The organism is Nocardiopsis sp. TNDT3 (genome assembly GCF_003427465.1).
In the GTDB taxonomy this organism is placed as follows: Bacteria; Actinomycetota; Actinomycetes; order Streptosporangiales; family Streptosporangiaceae; genus Nocardiopsis; species Nocardiopsis dassonvillei.
The window spans coordinates 1-1,918 of sequence record NZ_QPFC01001126.1 but is presented as its reverse complement, the minus strand read 5'-3'; the positions used below and the strand labels follow the sequence as shown (position 1 = coordinate 1,918).

At 71.8% G+C, this 1,918-nt stretch carries 3 protein-coding genes; 1 reads left to right on the top strand and 2 read right to left on the bottom strand.

All coding sequences use genetic code 11. The features are described from left to right. Positions 1-40: 40 nt before the first annotated feature. Positions 41-493, bottom strand: a complete 453-nt coding sequence (locus DQW06_RS24660; RefSeq protein ID WP_071622091.1) for an iron chaperone — start codon at positions 491-493, stop codon at positions 41-43. Between the two features lie 300 nt (positions 494-793). On the opposite strand from DQW06_RS24660, the gene DQW06_RS24655 reads away from it, so the two are divergent. After that, a complete protein-coding gene (locus DQW06_RS24655; protein ID WP_041552659.1) occupies positions 794-1,366 on the top strand; it encodes a GNAT family N-acetyltransferase in 573 nt (190 codons plus the stop codon). A 31-nt stretch (positions 1,367-1,397) separates the two neighbouring features. Here the strand turns inward: DQW06_RS24655 and DQW06_RS24650 are convergent, their stop codons facing one another. Next, positions 1,398-1,805 (bottom strand): MarR family winged helix-turn-helix transcriptional regulator, encoded by a 408-nt coding sequence (locus DQW06_RS24650; RefSeq protein WP_013153114.1) that lies wholly within the window; start codon positions 1,803-1,805, stop codon positions 1,398-1,400. Between the last annotated feature and the right edge of the window lie 113 nt (positions 1,806-1,918).

The window sequence follows — 1,918 nt, the reverse complement described above, 5'->3', positions numbered from 1 at the left end:
GGGCCGGGGCCGGTGACCGCGTGAACCCGGTGACCGCGCCTCAGCTCACCGCACGCCTCACCAGTTCGGCGATGCGCGCCTCCGTCTCGTCCGTCACCTCGGTCAGGGCGAAACCGGTCGCCCACATCGTGCCCTCGTCCAGCTGGGCCAGGTCGCTGAACCCGAGCGTCGCGTAGCGCGTCCCGAACTTGGCCGCGCCCTGGAAGTGGCAGACGACCTTGCCGTCCAGCGCGTAGGCGGGCATCCCGTACCAGAGCTTCGGCGCGAGGGCCGGGGCGTTGGCCGTGACGACGGCGTGGACGCGCTCGGCCATGACCCGGTCCGAGTCCCGCATCCCGGCGATCTTGGCGAGCACGTCGCGCTCCGCCTCCGCCGCCTTCTCCGCGCGCGAGGCGCGGCGCGCCGCCTTCTTCTGCTCCCGGGCGTGGTCCTTCATCGCGGCCCGTTCCTCGGCCGAGAACCCCTCGTACGTGCCGTTGGCGGTGCTGGTCATGGTCACTCCCTCGGTTGCGGGCCGCGGTCGGCCCGGTGTGTGCGGCCGTGCCGGCCTCCGTGTCCACAGCCTCTCCCGGCGGGGGTGCGCGGCGCCTCCGTGCTGACCACGGAAACCACCACGGACCACGGGGTCGGTGGCGGCCCCGCGCTCACACGGCGCCGGGATCCCCTTGCACGGTGTTCCTCCGCCGCCGTGATCCGGATGCCCCTTGCGCCCCTCTTGCCCCAGGGGTCTGTGTTCTTCGCTATGTCCGGTGGCCGATACTGGGGGTGCCAGCGGCCGGAACCAACAGGGGAGATGCGTGTGACCACCAGCAGTGAGACGGCTTCGGGGCCCTGGACCGACCTGGTCTACAGGACCGCCGTCACCGATGACGTCCCCGAGCTCGTCGAGCTGGTCAACTCCTGCTACCGCGGCGACTCATCCAAGCAGGGCTGGACCACCGAGGCCGACCTGCTCGACGGCCAGCGCGTGGACGCCGGGGGCATGGCCGAGCTGCTGGCGCGCACCAACACGATCGTGCTGGTCGCCGAGGCCGAGGGTCGGATCGTGGCCTGCTGCGAGCTCCAGCGCGGCGTCAACGGCGCCTACTTCGGTATGTTCTCGGTGCGGCCCGGCATCCAGGGCGGGGGCCTGGGCAAGCGGGTCCTGGCCGAGGCCGAGGACACGGCGGTGCGCGAGTGGGGCTGCCGCCTGATGCGGATGAAGGTGCTCAAGCAGCGCCCGGAGCTGATCGCCTGGTACGAGCGCCGCGGCTACACCAACACCGGCAAGACCGAACCCTTCCCCTACGGTGACGCGACTTTCGGTCTGCCCAAGCGCGCGGATCTGGCCTTCGTCGAGCTCACCCGGGAACTGCCCGCCCCCTGACCGGGACGCGGCCGGGCGGGGTCCGGCCGCGTCAACCCTGTTCGAGGTTGGCCGACATCCGCTCCAGCACGTCGACCGCGGTCCGGTACTCCTCGTCGCTGATCCCCCGCGAGATACGGCGGCGGGCCTCGTCGACCCTGGCGAAGAGGGTCTCGTGCGCGGCCTCTCCCGCCGTGCTGAGGTTCAGGGAGACCAGGCCCTCCACCCAACCGCGCCGACGCAGCTCCTCCACCACCGGGGTGACGCTGTACTCGTCCTCGTCCAGGAACGCGGCGAGCCTGCGGTCCAGGTCGGCGATCGTGCCGGGGTCGGTGTGCAGGGAGTGGAGCACCTGCCAGTGGCGGCGCCCCAGCGACTCCGCGGCCAGGGTCCGGTCCAGGTCGTTCTCGATGAGCCGGTCCAGGTGCTTGAGCCAGTAGCCGATCGGCAGGTCGGACATGGTGCTCCCTCCAGCGGGGACTGCGCGGGCGTCCACTTTTCGAGACACGTCGAAGATAGATCGCCGCACGGCGCACCGCCAACGACCGGCGGCGGTGTCGGCGCGCGGGGGCC

What these genes read in the sequence shown, in the direction of transcription:
- DQW06_RS24655 (WP_041552659.1), top strand. Translation starts at nt 794, where the DNA reads ATGCGTGTGACCACCAGCAGTGAGACGGCTTCGGGGCCCTGGACCGAC.
- DQW06_RS24660 (WP_071622091.1), bottom strand. Translation starts at nt 493, where the DNA reads ATGACCAGCACCGCCAACGGCACGTACGAGGGGTTCTCGGCCGAGGAA.
- DQW06_RS24650 (WP_013153114.1), bottom strand. Translation starts at nt 1,805, where the DNA reads ATGTCCGACCTGCCGATCGGCTACTGGCTCAAGCACCTGGACCGGCTC.